The sequence below is a fragment of the Desulfogranum aggregans genome, from assembly GCF_055398265.1.
On record NZ_AP042447.1, the window covers coordinates 3,767,511 to 3,787,155 of the forward strand.

The 19,645-nt window shown below is 56.9% G+C and carries 19 protein-coding genes; 11 read left to right on the forward strand and 8 right to left on the reverse strand.

Features of this window, described 5'->3' with window-relative positions; genetic code table 11:
- Window positions 1-61 precede the first annotated feature (61 nt).
- From ACZ52Z_RS16605 to ACZ52Z_RS16615, 3 genes are read left to right on the forward strand one after another with little or no spacing between them, the layout of a single operon-like run.
- Complete coding sequence (locus ACZ52Z_RS16605) at window positions 62-376, forward strand: chaperone NapD (RefSeq protein WP_464267889.1); 315 nt, start codon at window positions 62-64, stop codon at window positions 374-376.
- Window positions 376-975: a 4Fe-4S dicluster domain-containing protein gene (locus ACZ52Z_RS16610; protein WP_464267890.1), complete on the forward strand. Its 600-nt coding sequence runs from the start codon at window positions 376-378 to the stop codon at window positions 973-975. Before ACZ52Z_RS16605 ends, ACZ52Z_RS16610 begins: the two co-directional genes overlap by 1 nt.
- Before the next feature lie 5 nt (window positions 976-980).
- A complete protein-coding gene (locus ACZ52Z_RS16615; RefSeq protein ID WP_464267891.1) occupies window positions 981-1,826 on the forward strand; it encodes a 4Fe-4S binding protein in 846 nt (281 codons plus the stop codon).
- Window positions 1,827-1,951: 125 nt separating this feature from the next.
- Here ACZ52Z_RS16615 and ACZ52Z_RS16620 read toward each other — a convergent pair whose 3' ends face one another.
- From ACZ52Z_RS16620 to ACZ52Z_RS16655, 8 genes are all read right to left on the reverse strand, one after another.
- Window positions 1,952-3,118, reverse strand: coding sequence for a glycosyltransferase (locus ACZ52Z_RS16620; protein WP_464267892.1), 1,167 nt, complete (start codon window positions 3,116-3,118; stop codon window positions 1,952-1,954).
- An 85-nt stretch (window positions 3,119-3,203) separates the two neighbouring features.
- Window positions 3,204-3,776 carry a DedA family protein gene (locus ACZ52Z_RS16625; RefSeq protein ID WP_464267893.1) on the reverse strand — a complete coding sequence of 191 codons (573 nt, stop codon included), beginning with the start codon at window positions 3,774-3,776 and terminating at the stop codon, window positions 3,204-3,206.
- 3 nt (window positions 3,777-3,779) lie between these two features.
- Window positions 3,780-4,910: an MGDG synthase family glycosyltransferase gene (locus tag ACZ52Z_RS16630; RefSeq protein ID WP_464267894.1), complete on the reverse strand. Its 1,131-nt coding sequence runs from the start codon at window positions 4,908-4,910 to the stop codon at window positions 3,780-3,782.
- A 233-nt stretch (window positions 4,911-5,143) separates the two neighbouring features.
- Window positions 5,144-5,872, reverse strand: coding sequence for an ABC transporter ATP-binding protein (locus ACZ52Z_RS16635; RefSeq protein ID WP_464267895.1), 729 nt, complete (start codon window positions 5,870-5,872; stop codon window positions 5,144-5,146).
- Window positions 5,869-6,660: an ABC transporter ATP-binding protein gene (locus ACZ52Z_RS16640; protein WP_464267896.1), complete on the reverse strand. Its 792-nt coding sequence runs from the start codon at window positions 6,658-6,660 to the stop codon at window positions 5,869-5,871. The genes ACZ52Z_RS16635 and ACZ52Z_RS16640 overlap by 4 nt, the downstream gene beginning before the upstream one ends.
- 2 nt (window positions 6,661-6,662) lie before the next feature.
- Window positions 6,663-7,676 (reverse strand): branched-chain amino acid ABC transporter permease, encoded by a 1,014-nt coding sequence (locus ACZ52Z_RS16645; protein ID WP_464270812.1) that lies wholly within the window; start codon window positions 7,674-7,676, stop codon window positions 6,663-6,665.
- 18 nt (window positions 7,677-7,694) lie between these two features.
- Window positions 7,695-8,606: a branched-chain amino acid ABC transporter permease gene (locus tag ACZ52Z_RS16650; RefSeq protein ID WP_464267897.1), complete on the reverse strand. Its 912-nt coding sequence runs from the start codon at window positions 8,604-8,606 to the stop codon at window positions 7,695-7,697.
- Window positions 8,607-8,721: 115 nt separating this feature from the next.
- Complete coding sequence (locus ACZ52Z_RS16655) at window positions 8,722-9,888, reverse strand: ABC transporter substrate-binding protein (RefSeq protein ID WP_464267898.1); 1,167 nt, start codon at window positions 9,886-9,888, stop codon at window positions 8,722-8,724.
- A 550-nt stretch (window positions 9,889-10,438) separates the two neighbouring features.
- Between ACZ52Z_RS16655 and ACZ52Z_RS16660 the strand changes: the two genes are divergently transcribed.
- The 8 genes from ACZ52Z_RS16660 to ACZ52Z_RS16695 all read left to right on the forward strand — a co-directional run bounded on the left by ACZ52Z_RS16660 (window position 10,439) and on the right by ACZ52Z_RS16695 (window position 19,613).
- Window positions 10,439-11,251: a hypothetical protein gene (locus ACZ52Z_RS16660; RefSeq protein ID WP_464267899.1), complete on the forward strand. Its 813-nt coding sequence runs from the start codon at window positions 10,439-10,441 to the stop codon at window positions 11,249-11,251.
- 41 nt (window positions 11,252-11,292) lie between these two features.
- Window positions 11,293-12,555: a hypothetical protein gene (locus ACZ52Z_RS16665; protein ID WP_464267900.1), complete on the forward strand. Its 1,263-nt coding sequence runs from the start codon at window positions 11,293-11,295 to the stop codon at window positions 12,553-12,555.
- 63 nt (window positions 12,556-12,618) lie between these two features.
- A complete protein-coding gene (locus ACZ52Z_RS16670) occupies window positions 12,619-14,088 on the forward strand; it encodes a tetratricopeptide repeat protein (RefSeq protein WP_464267901.1) in 1,470 nt (489 codons plus the stop codon).
- Window positions 14,085-16,478: an SUMF1/EgtB/PvdO family nonheme iron enzyme gene (locus ACZ52Z_RS16675; protein ID WP_464267902.1), complete on the forward strand. Its 2,394-nt coding sequence runs from the start codon at window positions 14,085-14,087 to the stop codon at window positions 16,476-16,478. Before ACZ52Z_RS16670 ends, ACZ52Z_RS16675 begins: the two co-directional genes overlap by 4 nt.
- Entirely contained in the window at window positions 16,475-16,702 is a 228-nt protein-coding gene (locus ACZ52Z_RS16680) for a hypothetical protein (protein WP_464267903.1), read from the forward strand. The genes ACZ52Z_RS16675 and ACZ52Z_RS16680 overlap by 4 nt, the downstream gene beginning before the upstream one ends.
- A 17-nt stretch (window positions 16,703-16,719) precedes the next feature.
- The gene (locus ACZ52Z_RS16685; RefSeq protein WP_464267904.1) at window positions 16,720-17,520 is read left to right on the forward strand and encodes a MotA/TolQ/ExbB proton channel family protein; all 801 of its coding nucleotides are present in this window, start codon (window positions 16,720-16,722) and stop codon (window positions 17,518-17,520) included.
- A gap of 12 nt (window positions 17,521-17,532) precedes the next feature.
- Window positions 17,533-18,615 (forward strand): vWA domain-containing protein, encoded by a 1,083-nt coding sequence (locus ACZ52Z_RS16690; RefSeq protein WP_464267905.1) that lies wholly within the window; start codon window positions 17,533-17,535, stop codon window positions 18,613-18,615.
- Window positions 18,612-19,613 (forward strand): vWA domain-containing protein, encoded by a 1,002-nt coding sequence (locus ACZ52Z_RS16695; protein WP_464267906.1) that lies wholly within the window; start codon window positions 18,612-18,614, stop codon window positions 19,611-19,613. Before ACZ52Z_RS16690 ends, ACZ52Z_RS16695 begins: the two co-directional genes overlap by 4 nt.
- Window positions 19,614-19,645: the final 32 nt, after the last annotated feature.

A 19,645-nucleotide genomic window follows, 5' to 3' on the forward strand; every position in this document is an offset into this window, starting at 1 on the left:
GTCCGGTCGTTGTGCGAAGAAACCGAAGAAAATATACCCTTTATGGGCAAGAGGAGGGAAAATGCCGATAGGTGGGGTGGTCATCAACTGCCGCAAGGAGCATACCCGGGAAGTACTGGCGGAATTGGCAGGGAACAGGGGGGTTGAAGTCCATGGCGCTGATGAGGCGGGCAACATTGTGGCCGTGCTTGATACCGAGACCTCGGAAGAAATGGAGGCGCTTATCACCGCATTGAACCGGCAGGAGCAGATCCTCGGGGTTGGGCTTACCTACCTGAATACCGAGGACGAGGCTGAACACCTGGCTGACGGTGAAAATATCTCCAATCCTTTTGGTTTTCGCAAGCCGTCCATCAACCGTGCGGATGGCGACTAATGGGGATGGAGCGGCGGACGTTTCTCCTGCTCCTGGGAACGACCGCAGGCAGCCTGTCCGGTCTTTGGCCGCAGCAGGCAACTACCGCGGTGTTTTCCACCCCGGTGCGGTTGAATCGGCTGCGTCCGCCCGGGGCGGTTCCTGAGGAAATTTTTTCGGCCAAGTGTATCCGCTGCGGCCGTTGCGTGGAGGTGTGCCCCTACCGATCTATTCTCATGCTCGATATTCGAGCAGGGGTGCACGCCGGTACGCCGTTGATCGAGGCGGAGCGCATTCCCTGCTATCTGTGTATGAAGTGTGTTGATGTCTGTCCTACAGGAAGCCTGGAACGTATCGATCAGCGCGAGACCAGAATGGGGCTGGCAGTCATCGACACCTTCAGCTGTGTATCCTGGATTGGCACCATTCTCTGCCGAACCTGCTATGATAAGTGCCCTCTGCGGGAAGAGGCCATCAGGCTGGATCAGTTACGTCCGGTGGTCAACCCCGATCATTGCACCGGTTGCGGTCTGTGCACCCACGGCTGCCCGGTGACTACTGAAAAGGGAAAGGCCATCAATATCGAACCCATCTATGCTTTGGGGAAGGCGATCCGGTGAGTGTGATGGTGCCGCCACAAGAGCGAGCGGTTCAGCCCGCTGCCAGAATGAAAAAACAACGGTACACGAGCCTCCGCCTTGGGGTGCTCTTAGCAGCGTTCCTGCTCATCGGTATCAGCCCCTTGCTAAACTATTACCTGGGTATCCATTTTCTCCAGGGATGGTACCAGTCCATCGGCATCGGTTCGCTCTGGTTTGTCTCCCCCCTGGAGGGCCTGGAGAGTTTACTCCTGACCCGGTCGGTGTATCTCCCTTCCCTGATCGGCATGACTATTCCGGTACTTGTGGCTCTGTACCTGGGCCGGGTGTTCTGCTCCTGGATCTGCCCTGTTACCTTTCTCCTTGAGTTGTTTGACCGGCTGCGCAAGGCGGTAAGCCGGAGGCCGTTTGTTCGCAACCGGTTGCTGGTTGCCAAGCGGGTCCTCTGGTTTACCCTCATCGGTGAGCTTCTCCTTTCCATGATACTCGGTGCACCGCTCTTTGTTTTTCTCTCTCCCCCCGGATTGGTGGGAAGGGAGATTATGATGCTGGTCTTTTTTCATACCCTGGCCCTGGAGGGGCTGCTGCTGGTGCTGATCGTGGTGCTGGAACTGCTTACCCGGCGCTTTTTCTGCCGCAGTTTCTGCCCGCTCGGTGCTCTTCTAGCTTTCCTGGGGAGAAAAAGGAGGCTCAGGGTGGAGATGGTCGCGGAAAATTGCACCGGGTGCGGAAAATGTGCCCGGACCTGCCCCATGGGGCTTGTTCCGCAACAGGACGAAGGCGCCTCCCCTTACTGCTGGAACTGTGGTGAGTGCATCGATGTCTGCCGTGACGAGGCCCTGCGCTTTCACTGGCAGCAGCCGGAGCGCTGAAAGGGGTATCGGCCTTCTGCGGTCAGGTAGAGAGGTGGTGCTGATGAGAACTGGAGCACGTTTTTCCCGCCTCCTTGTTGACAAACTCGCCTGCTGTCAGCCATGGTAGGACGCGGATGTGCCATTTATGTGTCCAATTGTAGAACTTGCCGGTACAGTCGGGCGTAAGCTTCAACCGTCCGTGTGTGGTCGTGAGTGCAGGCCCGACGCCGGCTCTCTTCTCCCCATGTCGGCCATTGATGCCGGTTGCGGAGGAAGCGTCGGAAGGCCTGCTCAAGGGCATTGACGCTCCTGGGCGGGAAGAGGAATCCGTTACAGTGATCGGTCACCAGTTCGGGCAGGGCTCTGGCGTCGGCGGCCAAAACGGGCAAGCCACTGGCCATGGCCTCCAGAGTGGCGATGGACTGCAGTTCGGCATGGCCGGCCATGATGAAACAGTCGGCACAGTGCAGCAGGGCGGGAAGATCAGCCTCCGGCACAAACCCCGGGAGCAGGACTTTTTGGGTGATGTTCAGCCGGGTGCAGCATTTGATCAGAGCGGTACGATAGCTGCCTCTGCCGGCAAGGATCAGCCTGGTTTGGTCGTCGTCCAGTGCCGCAAAGGCACGAACCACCGTATCAAGTCCCTTTTCATGATCCAGACGGCCGACGTACAGGAAAACTGTCTGTTCCTGATCAAGAGCGAATTGCTTTCGCGCCAGGCGGCGTGCTGATAGTGTCGGTGGCTGAAACCTGTCGGTATCGATTCCACAGGAGATCGGCTGCGTCGGTGGCCGCAATCGTTGTTCCTCAAGGATGGTTACGCCGGTCCGGGTAGGTGCAGTCACGTAGTGCAGCCGGTTGTAGCGTGCAAGCATGTGGGCCCAGAGGAGTCGGGTGGCAAGTGGCCGCGACCACCTGGGCAGGCAAAGGTTATCAGCGATGTTATCGGGAAGGAAATGATTGGTTCCTACCTGAGGAACACCGTTTTTTCTGGCGGCCGTGAACACACTTCGGGTGAGAAAGTAATGGTCCTGGAGGTGGACGATGTCCGGCTGAAAAGATTCCATGGCTTCTGCAATGGCATCGCGGGCATGAAAGGTCAAATTGCAGTTGAAAGGGAGGCGCAGGGTGGGAACCTGCAGCAGCAGAACCCTCTCCTGGACGGTATAGCCGGTGGTTTTATCCGGGGAGGGCGCGATGACCAGGACCTGGTGATTTTGTGCAGCCAGACCTTTGGCCAAACGACAGGTGAAGACCGCCTGCCCGTTGTCCTCTCGAAAATAGGTTTGTCCTGCCAGAAGGATGCGCATGGATGAATCTGGGTTGTGGTTGGTTAAGTTGTGTGATGAGCAGACAGGAAATCCCGATGAGCCGAAGGTGGTGGGTCGACAGGGTTCAGCCTGGCCCTTTGGTTGCTCGTTTGTGCAGAGACATTTTTCTCAGAAAGAGCAAGGCAACGCCCCCAAGGAGGATGCTCGATCCCCACAGCAAAGCGTTTTGCAGCAAAGCCTCAAGGGTGCTCTGGAAATGCATACCGGCAAAGGTCCCTGCCGCCACTAAGGCTCCTGACCAGACCGCCTCGGTGCAGATGGCGGCGAGCAACCACTGTTTCCACTGAACATGCAGCATACCGGCTGCGACAAGCAGCGGGATGGTGCCGATACCGAAGCTGAGTTTGGTCAGAATAAATACCTTGATGCCCTGATGCCTGATCTCCAGAGCGGCCCGTTCAACCAATCCGTTTTGATACCGGATCCAGGGAATGCATCGTAGGATCCCGGCATGCTTGCCTATGCTCCCAAGGAAAAACCAGCAGATGTCGGCCGTGAGATTGGCGCTCATGGCGACTGCGAGGACGGTAGAGGTGTCCCACATCGGGTCACGTGCCGCAAGTGCAGCGGCGGCAAGGGTCGCCAGCGGTCCTTCGACCACTACGGCGATAAACAGGAGCACGTAGGGCATCACCATTGGTCACGCGATCTTGCAGATGTCGGTGGCGATCTTCAGGGCCGCATTGGGCCGTGCCAGCGCCATGCCATTCGCCGCTATCTTCTCAAGTGTGTCCTCGCCATGTTGCAGCCATTGGCTGAGGGTTGCTGCCAGCTGTTTGTTGCGCGGCACATATACCCCGGCCTGGTATTGTTCAACCAGGTTGACGTTGCCTGTCTCCTGACCGGGGACATAGTCGGAGATCAGCACAGGCAGGCCAGTGATGAAGGCTTCGCAGAGGGTGCTCGGGCCGCCCTTGGTGATCAGGATATCAGCAGCAGCCATGAGTTCCGGCATATTGTCGACAAATCCATAAATAGTGGTTGGGATCGGCCAGGCGGCCTTTCGCAACTGATTTTCCAGTTTTTTATTGCGGCCTGCCACGATCAACAGCTGACCGCTGTGGAGCGTCGAAGCGATGTGTCTTGCCGTGCGGTAGAGTTGCCGCTGCCCTTCGCCGCCGGCGGTCATCAGTATGGTTGGACAATCGTCGATGAGTCCGAGTTTGCGCCGGTTGTGCTGTTTATCCTGCTTGCCACTGGCAAATTTCATTCCCACGGGGTGACCATGAAGGGTCAATTTCTCCTTGGGCATCCCGAAGGTGACTGCCCGCTCCCAGGCTTTTCGGGTTGAGACAAAGCAGTGGTCTACTTCAGGACAGATCCAGGAAGGGTGCAGGGAGACCATGTCCGTGACCACGGTGACAAAAGGGATCTGCAGGCCGGCTTTTTTCATCCACTGCAGCCCCAGGTGATTCATCAGGGGGTGAACCGAAATGATTATATCCGGATGGACAGAGCCGATATAGTCGACCATGTTTCGTTCAATCAGCGGCGAAAGACCCTTGAACAGCGCGGATTGGAGCCGATGGTACGAGGTGAGTTTCCACAGGGTCAGCCATACCGGTTTACCCGGGCCGGTCATCCATCCATAGGTGTCGGGAATACAGCAGATCGGCCAGGGGAGATGGTTTTTCCACAGATCGTCTATGATCAGTTCAAATCGTCCAGGATGGAGATGCTCAATGGCCTCGCCGATAGCCTCAGCCGAGGCTCGGTGTCCGCCGCCGGTGTCAGAAAGGAGAAAGAGAATGCGCTTTGGTGGTGATGGCATGGGGTTGTCCAGGAAAAACAGAAAACGTTAGTGTTTGACCAAATCCTGGGCAATAGAGATACCGACCTCATGTTATATCTCCATCAGGTCTTTGTTATTGTTTGGTTGACGAGCGGTATGGATGCCTGTGGGGGCAGAAGGAGTAGGGCTGAGGAAAGAAGAAAGGGCGCTCGGGCCGAGAGGCTCGCCCCGACAGCTTTGCAGCCGGGACGAACGGGCAAAGGGGTAGCTGCTCAGCCGCCAAGGTAGGCTTTTTTTACCTCCGGGTTGCCAAGCAATTCTTCGGCAGTGCCAGCGGCCACGATCTCCCCGGTGTCCAGCACATAACCGCGATGGGCGAGGTGCAGCGCCAGGTTGGCATTCTGTTCGATCAGGAGAATGGTCATCCCCTCTTCATTGAGTTGTTTGAGCGTCCGGAACAGGTCATATTTCAGCACCGGGGCAAGGCCCATGGAGGGTTCGTCCAGCAGGAGAAAGGTGCAGCCGGTCATCAGGGCGCGACCAACGGCAAGCATCTGCTGCTCACCGCCGGAGAGCGACTCACTGCGCTGATCCCGGCGTTCTGCCAGGCGGGGAAAGAGGTCGAAGATGCGCTCATACTCGTCGGTAAAATCGGTTCCTTTTTTCCGGGAGTAGGTAGCCAGCACCAGGTTTTCCATGACCGTGAGGTTGCCGAAGATGTGTCGTCCCTCCGGGACCAGGGCGAGTTTGTGCTCTTTGACCACCGTTGACGGCGGGGTTTTGAGGATGGACGCTCCTTCAAGGAGGATGTCGCCAGCAACGACGCGGGGCGCCTCGGGAGGCGGCAGGCGGGTGATGGTGTAGAGACTGGTTGTCTTGCCAGCTCCGTTGGCGCCGATAAGCGTGACGATCTCGCCAGGTTCGACATGGAAGCTTATGCCGTGGAGGGCCTGGATGTTCCCGTATTTGACAACGAGGTTTTCAACGGCGAGCAGGCTCATATCGTATCATCCCCCAGGTATGCTGAAATCACAGCCGGATGGTTGCGGATGTGGTCAGGTGTTCCCTCGGCAATGGTCTGGCCGAAATCTATAACTTTTATCTCTGAACAGAGTTCCATCACAACGTCCATATGGTGTTCGATGAGGAGAATAGTGACGTCAAAGGTTTTATGAATCCAGCGAATGAGGCGGATAAGTTCTTGGGAGTCTACCGAGTTGAGGCCTGCTGCCGGCTCATCAAGCAGCAGAAGCCTGGGCTTCTCCGACAGGGCGCGTACGATCTCCAGTTTTCGCTGCAGGCCGTAAGGCAGGTTGGTGGGCAGTTCGTCGGCTTGTTGGTCGAGTTCAAAAATTTCCAGCAGCTCACGCGCTTCTTTTTCGATTTTCGCTTCGGTCTCCCTGTAACTCCGGCTGCGCAGTACAGAACCGAAAAAACCGTAGCCGAGTGCTCCATGCTGTGCAACTCGAATATTGTCGAGCACAGTCATCTGGTTCCACAGCCTGATGTTCTGAAAGGTGCGGGCAACACCCAAAGAGGTGACCTTGTGCGGTTTCAGGCCGGCGGTTGGGGTCCCATTCAGCAGGATCTCTCCCTTGCTGGGCTGGTAGAAGCCGGAGATCAGGTTGAACACGGTGGTTTTACCTGCGCCATTGGGGCCGATGAGACCGGTAAGCTGGTTCTGGCCAAGGGTGATGCTGAAGTTGGAAACCGCGACCAGGCCGCCAAACCGCTGGGTCATTTTGCGGATTTCAAGCACCGGCGCGGCGGGTGTTGTCTGTGTCTGCATAGTTACCTGAACTTGTAAAAACGTTTGAGTCGGGGAAAGATGTCGCTCAGCTCACGGTTGCCCATAATGCCCTCAGGACGGAACTGCATCAGAATGATCAGCAGCAGGGGGATGACCACCCACTTGATGATCTGCAGCGGACGGAGCAGCTCCAACAGCAGGGTGAACAGGATGGCCGAAAGCACCGCGCCTGAGAGTGAACCCATCCCGCCGAGATAGACCATGACCATGGCTTCGGTTGATTTCAGGATGTTGAAGCTGCCTGGGTTGACGTAGCCGATGATGTAGGCAAACAATCCCCCGGCAACACCTGCAAGGCCTGAAGAGAGCATAAAGGTGATGGTTTTGACCTTGTTGGTATTCACGCTCATGATCTCTGCCGCGACCTCGTCCTGGCAGATGGCGTTGACCCCTTTGCCAAAGGTAGAGGAGGTGTAGCGCCGCAACAGCCAGACCGTGCCGATGGTAAAAATGAACACCCAGATAACCATCCATGGCAGATAAATCACATCCTCCATGGCGTTGACCACTTTTTTCATGCCCATGAAGCCGCGGGAACCGCCGATGACACTGAGGTTTTCAATGGCACTGATGATGATATAGTTGGCGGCAATGGTGATGATGGCCAGGTAATCTCCCCTGGTCTTGTAGCTTGGCAGGGCAACCAGCAGGCCTGCAAGGGCAGCGGCCAGCCCCCCCGCGATGATGACAAGGGGAAAACCGTAGACCGCCAGTTCCGGGTCAAGCAACGGCGGGCCGAAAACCTTGTCCTTGCTGAAAAGGAGCACACCGAGCAGGGAGGAAACGTAGGCCCCAACGCACATGAATCCGGCGTGACCGCAGGAAAACTCGCCCATGTTGCCGTTCACCAGGTTGAGACTGGTGGACATGATGATATTAACGCCCATGAACATCAACACCGACAGGGTGTACAGGCCTATAAGCTCTTCATAGGCAAGATAGGTGATGATACCGCCAAGGGTGACAAGAATGAGTTGAACCGAATATTGACGCAGCATTGGCACCGGTCTCCTTTATATCTTGGTGGTTTTGGCGATGCCAAACAATCCGGTCGGTTTCAGCGACAGGATAATCAGCAAGACGGTAAAGGCGATCAGGTCCCTGTAGGTGGAAGGGAAGACTGCCACCACCATGATCTCCACTGCACCAAGGAGGAAACCACCGAGAAAGGCCCCCCTGATGTCGCCAATTCCGCCTACCACTGCGGCAATAAAGGCTTTCCAGCCGATGAGGGCTCCCATGTAGGGTTCCAGCACAGGATAACTCATCGCAAACAGGATGCCTGCAAGGCCAGCAAAGGAGGAGCCAAGGGCAAAGGTGATGACGATAATCGAATCAATGGGGATGCCCATTAGGGGGACGGCGAATTTGTCGTAGGAGATAGCCCGCATGGCCATTCCCACCTTGGTCCGGGTAACGATCCAGTGGAGAATGAAAAAGGCAAGGACCGCGGTGATGATGACTGCTATTTTAAGGTTGGTAAAGGTCACTCCGCCGACGGTATAGACGTGCTCGGTGATCAGGGAGGGAAAAGCCTTTCTGCTCGCACCGAGCACTGCCAGGTTGGCATGTTCAAGGATCAGGCCGCACATCAGGGCGGTGATGACCACATACAGTCGGTGGGCACCTTTGCGGCGCAGAGGCCGGTACGCGACCCGCTCGATGGAGACCCCGACCATGGAGGTAAGGATCATGGTCAGCGGTATGGTCATGGCCAGGGCGGCCCACCCGGGCAGTCCCAGGAGGGTCAGGACAAAGGTGGCCACAAAAAAGGCTATATAGGCACCTACCATAAAAATGTCGCCATGGGCAAAGTTGATCAGGGTCAGGACCCCGTACACCATGGTATAGCCGAGCGCGATCAGAGCATAAAAGCTGCCCCATTGTAGCGCATTGATAATGTTCTGGATAAGAGTCGCTAGCATGAATCGCCTCTGACCTTTGTTCGCGTGGTGGTGGTTGAAAAGTGGTAAAATGATAAAGAGCAGACCGGTCGGGGAACGGTCTGCTCTTTGAATGTATCCGTGTTAGAGGGAAGTATCAGGGACAGACGGATTCGGTAAATTCAAATTCGCCGCTGTCGCTGATGCGCACAACCACGGCACACTTGACCGGGTCGCCTTCCTGGTCAAACTTCATGCTGCCGGTAATGCCGTCAAAGGAGGGGATGGCCGCCATGGCTTCGCGAATGGCTTTGCGGTCTTTGCGCAGCTTACCTGACAGTCCGCCGGTGTCCTGAATAGCCTGGAGGACGATTCTGGTCGCATCCCAGGTTAATGCGGCAACATCGTCAGGCACGTATCCATATTTTTCCGCATAGCGATCAATGAATTCCTTGGTCGCTCCGGTTGCACCTGCTGCTGCGTAATGGGTGGAGAAGTACAGCCCCTTACAGTCGTCGCCACAGAGGGTCATCAGCTCAGAAGAGCCCCAGGCATCGGATCCCATGAACTGTCCCTTATATCCTAGTTTACGTGATTGCGGAACGATCAGTGCCACCTGGTTGTAATTGTTGGGAACAAAGATAAAGTCCGGCTTGGCAGCGATTATTTTTGTCAGCTGGGCAGAGAAATCCTGGTCCTTTGTACCGTGGCTTTCAAAGGCGACCACGGAACCATCGCCGAGTTTCTTTTCGAATTCATCACGAAAAATTTCCGCGAGTCCTTTGGAGTAATCGTTGGACAGGTCGTACAGCACAGCCGCGGTTTTGGCGTTAAAGGTCTTCACGGCAAAGTTGACGGCAACTGGTCCCTGGAAAGGGTCAAGAAAGGCGGCCCGGAATACCCAGGGGCGATCCTTGGTGGTATCAGGGTTGGTGGACCAAGGGGTGACCATGACGGTGGAGTTGTCATCCGCAACCTGTCCCGCAGGGACTGCCTGCTTGCTGCTGTTTGGGCCAATCATCGCGAGAATGCCGTCTTTTTCGATCAGTTTGAGGGCGGTGGTAACAGCAGATTCGGCTTTGGCCTCATTATCTTCATAAATGAATTCAAGCATGTATTTTTTTCCACCGACTTCCAGCCCGCCGGCACCGTTGATGTCGGCCTTGAGCATTTCAGCGGATAATTTGGAGGATTCACCAACCTTGGGAATATCTCCGGTCATGGGGATGTTGTACCCAATCTTGATGGTGTCTGCAGCCAGAACTGATCCGGCAAAAAGCAGGGCAGAGCAGGAGAGTAATGCTGTTGCAATGGTCTTCTTCACTTGTAACCTCCATTGTTAGTGTGAATACTGCTGGTAACCCGTTATTATTCGAAAGCAAACCTACTCAAAAAATGCATTAATACAAATCAGATTTTCATTGAGGAGTGTTTTTTTTCAAATGCCTGCCACGGTTTTTCAAAAAAGTAACAATCGTTTGATGGAAAGGCGAAAAGAATACATTATCGTGATAAAAAGGTAAAGGTTTATTGTGCACCTTGTGCGGCAGGGAGGAAAGGTGCCGCTGGCAGCCGCCGGTGCGGGCGCGGTGGTTGTCATTGGGCGAAGGGTGCCCTATTGTAGGTAAAGGCGCTGCTCGAAGAAGGTGTTTTTGGTTCTTGTTGCATTGAGCCTGCGTTTTGGAGTGCCCACCAGCTCCATTCAGGCTCTGGGCCGTTCCCAGAGTCCGTTTAAGGCCAGCACTTCATTTGCAGGGAGAACTGGTGCTGGCAAGGCTGAATCTTGGAGGTGCGTGCGGCCTCGTATTTTTACGCATCGCATGATGTTTGGTCCACGGTGAAGAGGGAACAGCACTATGGGAGAAAAGGGCGCAGTGAAACGAAGATCTGCTCAGCTGAGGTGGTACTGGGCGTTGCTGCTGGCCGGATGGGGGCTTTTAGCGGTGCCGGTTGCACTGGGAGCAAGTGGTCACCAGGCGGAACAGGAGCTGCGGACCAGTATTTTTCTGCTTGATAAGGCCGTCCGCAATGCCTCAGCATTGGCGGGAGACACTCGGTTGGGGGCAGCGCATGAGCGGGAGATGCGTGCTTTTGCCCTCTATCTGCAGACCAGGATTGCTGAACTTTGCATTGAGCTAAGAGAGCTTGCAGGGGCGGAGAGCGTGCTTCAACTGCCATGCCCGTCAACTGCGGGTGGATTCCCGATGAGGCCGGACCTACCGTCGGCCGTGCTGACACCTGAGGAAGAGATCCAAGCGCTCGATCGCCGGTTGACCGCAGCCGTAGGGGATTTTGATGAAATGCTGCTGACTGAAGAGCAACGGGTGGCCGAAAAACGGTCAGCAAAAAGAAGTGGTGGACAGGGCGACAGGGGGGGACAGGACAGTGAAGTCACCGAAGGGACAGCCGAAGGTGGTGATGATGAGGAAGGTCAGCCGGGAGCAGGACAGGAACAGGCAGAGCGGACAGCGTCGCCACCAGAACAAAGGCAAGTTGCCGACACAGCTCAGGCCGGGGCGGCATCAGGGCGCGATCAAGGCGGCCGCGTTGCCGGTCGGGAGCGGTTGGCAGTTGATGAGGATATCGTGGCCAGACAGCTGCGGGAAGCAGCGGAAAAAGAGACTGACCCTCAATTGCGCGAGAAACTATGGCAAGAGTATCGGCGCTATACGGGGAAGGACCGCTAGCTGGATAACCTCGGAGGGCGCCTGGTAAGGAGCAGGAATCCATGATCAGATCAACGGAACGGTGGGAAACCATTGGAGCGTCGAGTTGGATATACTGGAGAAGGGCGGTAATCTACGTGCTGGTGGCGGCCTTGGTTCCTGGGTGCGCAGGCATCCCCGGAAATCAGGTGGCAGAGCAGGTGCAACCGATGACAGTGGCACAGGAACTGCCAGAAAGTGTGTTGTTGGACGTTTCGATCCAGATATTTGATCCAGGCGAACTGCCTGAGGACGAAGATGAGCGGCAGGGGCTTTCACAGAGTATCAGGGAAGCCGAATCCCGTTTTTTCCCCGTTCATCTGAAGTATTCCCTGCAGCGGACAGGTTATTGGGGAGCGGTTAGGGTCGTACCGGGAGATGATTTCGGGGCCGAGGTGCTCATTCAAGGGAAGATAGAGTACTCTGATGGCGAAAGCGTGGTACTGCAGATCGAGGCGAGGGATGCTCGGGGAAGAACATGGTTTCGTAAAATATATGCGGAAACCGCCAAACGGCACGAGCATGAACGCACTGAACCGGAGAAAAATGATACCTTTCAGGATCTATTCAATACCATAGCCAATGATCTCGTTATCGCTCGTCAGCAGCTGGATGCTTATGAAGTGACCGCTATCAGGCGGGTAGCCTCGCTTCGTTTTGCCAGCTCCATGGCGCCCGCAGCGTTTGCAGACTATCTGTCGCAGGACCGTGATGGTGAGTTGACGGTGACCCATCTGCCTGCAGTCGATGATCCCATGTACGTCAGGATTCAGGGCCTGCGTGCACGTGATCAGATGCTCATTGATGTGATGAACGGGTATTATGACAATTATTATCACGAGCTGTGGGCGCCCTACAGCCATTGGCGCCGTTTTCGCAGCGAAGAGGTTGCTGCCATGCGAAAGCTTGAGCGCGAGGCCCTCACCAGACAGGTGCTGGGAATAGCGGCTATTATCGGTGCGATTGCCATTGGAGCCGCGGCAGACAGTGAAACTCGATCGCGTACCGGAACCCTGCGTGATGTGATGGTTGTGGGTGGGGCCGCTGCCACCTACAGCGGCTATCAGAAGCGAAAAGAGAGTGAGATAAACCGGGATGCCATCCAGGAGTTGGGGGAATCGTTTCAGGCCGAGGCCGAGCCGCTGACCATCGAGGTTGAGGGGGAAACGGTTCGTTTGACCGGTTCGGCTGAACAGCAGTATGCCCGTTGGCGGCAATTGCTGCAGGAGATATACCTCAGGGAAACAGGGGGGGCAATCGGTGAGCCAATTGAGGTGGAACAGTAGAAAGAGTCGGAAAAAGAGAACCTCCGGGTGTGCTCTTCCCTTGCAATGGAGGACGATCCATTTATGAAACTGCAGCCTCCGGACAGTGCACCGCAATCTGGCCAGACATCTCCGAGGCGGGGGCTGGTGCTGCTGCTGGCAGTTTTTGTGATCGTCAATGGCCTGTTGCTGTTCCTATGGGGGTATCAGGTGCAGCAGGGAGAAGACGTGGCCGCAAAGGCCGTGGACACTGCTGAAATTCAAAAACGTCTTCCAGCGGAAGAGATTTCTCCAAAGGGAAATTTCTCTGCCCCTTCCTCTGCTGATCCCGCAGTCCCTGCCGCGGAAGCGGCTTTTACCGGTTGGTTGGAAATGCAGGCCAGGGCAAGGAGCAGCGGTGCAGAGATATGGGCGGAAGCTGAGCATCGCGCCATTGCAGAGATGGCGGCCATGGGAGATGCGGCCAAGAGTGAGGGGCGGTATCGGGAAGCTGCCGAGGTCTATGGGGCGGCCACCGTTCGAATGCAGCAGTTGCTCTCCGAGCGGGAGCAGCGGATAGCTGCCCTGAAAGAGGAAGGGCAAACAGCTCTTGAGGAGGGCCGACCGGCAACAGCTGAGGCTATCTTTCTCCGTCTGCTTCGCCTGGATGAGCAGGATGCATCTTCACGCAGAGGCCTTGAGCGAGCGAGGGTTGCGGATGCTGTGAGAGCGTTGACCGAGGAGGGGCAGCGGCTACTGCGCTCGGGGCAGCCGGCAGCGGCGCTGGAAAAGGCCCGCCAAGCTCGGCATCTTGATGACCGCAGCACGAGAGCCGTGGACCTGGCGGCGGAGGCCGAACGGATGGTGAAAGAACAGGCCTTCCAGAAGGCGCTGGGAGATTTTTTTCAGGCGCTTGAGGCTGGTCGTTTTCCAGCCGCTGAAAAAGCATTCGCCCGGGCTGCTGCTCTCCGGGCAGGTGATCCTGCACTTGTTGATGCGCGAAGACAGTTGGACGCAGCCCGGCAGGCAGCAACCCTGCGGACGCTGGAGCGGAAATTTTTCGATGCCATTGCTGCCGAGCGCTGGTCGGATGCTTCCCGCTTGCTGCAGCAGGCTCTGGCTGTGGACAGCCAGGCCGGATTTGCCCTGCAATATCAGCAGCAGGTAGCCTTTCGTATGGAGCTTGATCAGCGTATTGATCAAGTGCTCGACCAGCCATTACGACTGAGGGATGAGAGAGCCTATCAGGCGGCAGTGCGCCTGCGGGATACTGCAGCAGGCGTGTCGCCCTCGGGCAGGCGGCTCGTCAGCCAGCAGCAGGCACTGAACGATCTGATCAAGCGAGCCAGGCAGCCGGTACCGGTGCACTTTATTTCCGATGAGAATTCTGAAGTGCGGGTGTATACGGTGGGTTCTTTGGGGCGCTTCAATCATCACACGCTGTCGTTGTATCCGGGTAAATACACGGTAGTGGCCCAAAGGCCAGGTTACCGGGATGTGCGGCGGATGGTGATTGTGCCCGCTGACGGCACCCTGCCACCAGAGGTGCATATTCACTGTGAGGAACCGATTTGAGTCGCCTGTTTGAGGTCATTTGCCAGGGAGAGACCAGCCGCTTTGGTGAGAGCGATCTGCCGTTGAGCGTGGGGCCTGCCAGCAGCGCTCATGTACCGCTTTCAGGTGGCAGTGAGCAGGCCGGGTGGCTGGCTCTGGCTGATGGGCACCTTTTTTTCCAGCCTGCGCCCGCTGCACCGCTCTGTCTGCATAATGGCACCCGGGTTACTGATTCTGTTTGGTTGAAAAGCGGGGACCAGCTCCGCATAGGTGAGCAGCAGATGGTGGTGCGTATGCAGGGTGACCTGGTTGAGCTGCATCTTGCCCCCACCGAGACCATGGATGGCGTAAGGCCAGTTGTCAACCTCGATCCGGGCGGGTCCAGATCACTGCCGAGAACGGTGCGCCCGCCGGATACCGTGGATGGCAAAGGCCGTTTGCTGGTAGCAACAGGTATCGTGCTGTGCGTGCTTTTGTCCGCCCTGACCCTGTTTCTGCTCCGGAGTAAGGTATTTACCTTGGTGATTGAGCCGCAGCCTGAGACCGTTAAAATCATCGGGTTTCCTCCGGTGGTGTATGTGCAGGGGCGGTACCTGGGATGGCCGGGTCCATACACCGTATCCGCGTGGCGGGAGGGCTATGAACCGTTGCAGGTAGCCCTGACAGTTGACGGGCAGGAAAGGGAGTCCTTTCATTTTCGTCTCACCAAGCTGCCTGGCTACATCAACGTCACCAGTGAGCCCGCAGAGGGAGTGCGCGTGACGATTGATGAACATCCGGCTGGAAAACTACCGCTTCTGGCGCATCAGCTGGCCGCTGGGGTGCATACGCTCAGCTTCGGCAAGGAGCGGTATGAACCCTTGATCCAGGAGGTCGATGTTCAGGGCATGGGCCGCACCCAGGACTTTCATTTTACCCTGCAGCCGGCCTGGGGGATGGTGGAGGCGACAACCTCACCGCCAGCAACTCACGTCTACCTCGGTGACCAGCTGTTGGGCAAGACACCGGGAATACTTGAGGTGCCGGCAGGCCAACACCTTTTGCGGTTTTCAGCAACGGGCTACCAGTCAGTCGAACAAATGGTGGTGGTCCAGGGCGGCGAGACCACTGTGATGGAGCAGGTTGTGCTGTACCCTGTTCCGGCTTCTGTCAGTGTTGTCTCGCGACCAGACGGTGCAGCGGTCACGGTCGACGGCATCTACAGAGGACAAACGCCGCTTACCCTTGAGTTGCCGGTGGGAGAACCGCGTACCCTTGAAATCCGTCACCCCGGACATCGGAAGGCAGTACGTCAGATACAGCCGGCAGCCGGAGAAGAACTCGAAGTGCAGGTGACCCTGGAGCAGGAAATGGGAGTGGTGTTTGTCGAGGTGGTTCCGGCAGACGCCCGTATGAGCGTCAATGGTCAGCCGGTTGACAATGGGGCGGTGGGGCGCCTGCTGCTGCCAGCTGAGCAAGAGCACCGGATGGTCTTCTCCCTTGAGGGATATCGAGATAAACAGGTAACTGTCATCCCCAGGAAGGGGTATAGCCGGCAGGTGCAGGTAACCCTGGACCCCCTAACCGGGAACACAGCGGGCGTTACCGCTGGAAAGAAAATGACAACCTCCCGTTTAGCGCTTTTTACCGCTCCGGTTGAGTTCACCATGGGCGCATCCCGCAGAGAACAGGGACGGCGGGCTAATGAGCAACTGCACCGCGTCAAGCTTGTCAGGCCGGTGTACGTCAGCGCCCATGAAGTGACCAATGGCGAATTTCGTCGTTTTCGGCCAGGTCACCGATCCGGCAGCTTCAACCAGTTTACCCTTGACGGAGATACTCAGCCGGTGGTCAATGTTTCCTGGGAGGACGCTGCACGCTATTGCAATTGGCTGAGCAAGAAAGAAGGGCTTGCTCCATATTACGAGGAGACTGCCGGCGGGCTGCGAGCCATATCCGCCATCGGCACGGGGTACAGGCTGCCCACTGAGGCGGAATGGGCTTATGGTGCGCGGCTGGCCGGGCGGCAGGAAATAAGCCGTTATCCGTGGGGGGGGCCGTTTCCACCCCGAAAAGCAGTGGGGAATTATGCCGACCAGCGCATCGCCGGGTTGCTCAGGTTGACCCTCACCGGGTATGATGACGGGTATCCGGTCAGTGCTCCGGTGGGGATGTATGCGGCTAACCCAGCTGGACGGTTTGATATGGGGGGAAATGTGGCTGAATGGTGCCATGATTATTATTCGTTTGTCAGGGGGGACGGTGCAACGGCCGAAGTAGATCCGCGTGGTCCGAAAATGGGGGCCCATCACGTTGTTCGCGATGCAAGCTGGCGCGACGGCTCGGTGGTCGAGCTGCGCTTGAGTTACCGCTCCTATGAAAAAGACAAACGTGATGACCTGGGGTTTCGAGTGGCGAGGTACCTGCAATGAAACAGAAAGTATGGTTGGCGGGGTGCCTTGTGCTAGTCCTGTACGCGCAGACTGTTGCGGCAGCGGCGGAAAAGGGGAAGGAGGCGGCTGTTCCCCTGAAGGAGCCGCAACTCCAGGAACAGAGTGAACCGGAGCGGTCGGGTAGGGAGGACAGGTATACCGTCTTTGTACCTGCCCAACAGGTGGATGCCGATACGGTTATCGATTTTCCTGCAGATATTTGATGCGTGGAGCAAGCGAGATGCCAAGAAGAGTCCCACTGGAATTATTTTACCAGATTTTTTCCCTGCTGACGGCCTTCGTGCTTGTCCATGGAGCCTTTGTCACGGTCATACGGCCGGAGGCCGAGCGGTTTCTGGTCCAGGAGCAGCAGCTGGTGGCCCAGGACCCGGATTATGTACAGCAGCGGAACTTTTTTGTGGTCCTTAAGGATTATGAACAGGAGGCCTGTCTGATCCTGATGGTGTGGGCGTTTTCCATTCTCGGGTACAAAGGGGTGATCATGTGGCGGCAGCGACGACAACTGGGTGAAGATCTGCTCCAGTTGCCCGAGAGCCTGCCGCTGGGACCGGAAGATGCCCCGGCAGTCAAGGCCAGGATCGAGGAGCTTTCGGGCAAGCGGGAGACGTATCTCCTCTCGCGGGCCCTTGGTGCGGCCATCCGACGCTTCGGTGCGACCCGTAATGTGCAGGATGCTGCAACCGCCCTGCGCGATGTATGCGCCTCTGAGGGAGAGCGCCTGGAGGCGGAGCTCTCCACTATCCGCTATATCGCCTGGGCCATCCCCTCGGTGGGCTTTATCGGCACTGTTCGCGGGATCGGGGCTGCGCTTGCTCAGGCCAATAAGGCGGTTGCAGGAGATATTACCGGTGTGACCCAAAGCCTGGGGGTGGCCTTTAATTCGACCTTTATCGCCCTGGTCATCTCCATTGTCCTCATGTTCTTTATTCATCAGCTGCAGCTACTGCAGGACCGACTGGTGCTTGATACCGAGAGCTATTGCGATCGCAACCTGATATCCCGCCTACGCGCCCACCCCTGACCACGGTCTATCATGGCTGTCCGTCGTCGCATCACGCCTTTTAATCTGGCCTTTCTCGATATCATGTTCTGCGGCTTTGGTGCTGTGGTGCTGCTGGTGCTGATTGTTCAGGCCAAGACGGTAGCCGAACGGACAGCCCAGGTCGCCGAACATGCTGCCGAAAAGGACCGATTGGCTCGGACCGTTGCAATCGAACAACAGCACCTTCACGACTTGACAGCAGCGGTCCAAAGAACGGAACTAGAGCTGAGCACGACTGCTGAGAGCACGGCGGCGATCCGCCGTCGGATCATTGCTGCGGAAGCGAAACTGGCCGACCAGGCGGAAAAGACCGGGGAGAGGCGTCGGCAGTTGGACCGTGCCCAGCTGTCTCTGCAGGAACTGGCGAGCCAGCGACAACAGGTCACTGTCCAGGAGAGAGCAGTTGACACAGGTGACCGGGCAAGGCGTTTTGTGGGCGAGGGCAACCGGCAGTATCTTACCGGGCTTCGCTTAGGCGGACGGCGGATTGCCTTGCTGGTGGATGTGAGTGCGTCCATGCTTGATACCACGGTGGTGAATATTCTGCGGCGGCGCAATATGTCTCCGGAAATACAGAGGAGCGCACCAAAATGGCGACAGACCGTAGCGACCGTGGAGTGGCTGCTGGCCAATATGAATGCCTCGGCCCAGGTGCAGATTATAACCTTCAACAACAGCGCGCTTACCCTTGCCGATTCTTCCTGGGTGGCAGTCAATGATCATGCCGCGGTTGATTCCATGGTAGCGAAGCTTCGGCGCATGCTTCCTGCGGAAGGAACTGACCTCAGCAAGGCCTTTACCACCCTTGCCACGCTTCGTCCCCAGGCCGACAACTGTATTCTGCTGACCGATGGACTGCCCACCCAGGGAGGCGGCAGAGCGCAAGCAGGAGCGGTATCCGGGAAACAGCGGGTACGGCATTTCCATCAGGCCAGGCAGCGACTGCCCCAAGGGTTGCCGGTGAACACCATTCTCTTTCCCATGGAAGGGGATCCGCTGGCCTCCAAATTGCTGTGGCAGCTTGCGGTTGAGACCAAGGGCTCTTTCATGACGCCGACAAGGGACTGGCCATGAGCAGAAAAGGACGAGGGATAGAGATTTTTTCACTTTCCTTTCTAGACGTGGTATCCTGCGGGTTCGGTGCGATTGTTCTGCTGCTCGTTATCAGCAAGATCGGAGAGCCGGAGGTTGCGGCAACCCTGACCGAGACTCTGCGCGTGGAAACATCAGTACTGCAGGAGACGCTGGCAGAAACCAGGGAGCAGGCCCGGGCGCTTGACCAGCGGCTTCAGCAGACCAGGGAACAGGTGAGGCAAGCACAGCAGGAGCTAGTTGAACAGAACGCAACCCTTGCCCGGCTTGATGCCCAGACCGCAGAATCCAGCAGTTCCGAACTGGCGCTGCAGGTACTTGTAGGAGAGATGGAGGCGGCCAGGCAGGTATTAACAGAGGAGATGCGACGCCTGCAGCGGCGAACCGCACCGCCGGTCCCTGACAGGCCTGTGGGCGGGGTGCCGGTGGACAGTGAATACATTATCTTTATTATCGATACCTCCGGCTCTATGCAGCAATATGCCTGGCGTCTTGTGCGTCGGAAGATGGCGGAGATATTGGCCGTCCATCCGCAGGTGAAGGGGATCCAGGTGATGAACGATATGGGGGAGTACATGTTTTCCCAGTATCGCGGTCGGTGGATACCGGACACCCCGGCGCGAAGAAATGCCGTTCTCCGGCGGTTGGGGTCGTGGGCGCCGTTTTCCAATTCCAGTCCGGTGGAAGGGGTGACGCACGCAATCCAAAGATTTTACAGCAAGGATAAAAAGGTGTCCCTGTATATTTTTGGCGACGACTTCTCCCGAGGAGGACTGCAGGAGGTAGTGGAGAGCATCAGCCGAAGCAACCGGCGCGATAAGGATGGCAATACAAGGGTTCGCATTCATGCCATCGGCTTTCCCGTTTTATTTACTCAGCAGGGTGCAGATAATAATCTGATCAGGTTTGCCGCTCTGATGCGGCGCCTTGCAGAGGATAATAACGGCAGTTTTGTGGGCCTGACCAGGTTGACTGAATAGAGGTGTGTCCGGTATGGGGAAAACAAGAGAAA